The following is a 300-nucleotide window of genomic DNA, read 5'->3' on the forward strand; positions in this document are numbered from 1 at the left end:
AACATCTCAACGCCGGTACAGGTTGATTTCACGGTATCTTTGATACCAACGATCTCAACTTCTTCACCAACTTTAACGATACCGCGCTCTACGCGACCGGTAACAACGGTACCACGACCTGAGATGGAGAATACGTCTTCGATAGGCAGCAGGAATGGCTTGTCGATCGCGCGCTCTGGCTCCGGGATGTAAGAATCCAGGTGACCAGCCAGCTCGATGATTTTTGCTTCCCACTCAGCTTCACCCTGCAGGGCTTTCAGTGCTGAACCGCGAACAACCGGGATGTCGTCGCCAGGGAAA

Annotated in this window: 1 protein-coding gene; it reads right to left on the bottom strand. The window is 53.0% G+C overall.

Features of this window, described 5'->3' with window-relative positions:
* On the bottom strand, positions 1 to 300 hold a 300-nt coding region (locus tag NV64_RS23000), incomplete at both ends, for an EF-Tu/IF-2/RF-3 family GTPase (protein WP_369878934.1).

The sequence above is a fragment of the Erwinia sp. B116 genome (assembly GCF_002865965.1).
Lineage (GTDB): Bacteria > Pseudomonadota > Gammaproteobacteria > Enterobacterales > Enterobacteriaceae > Erwinia.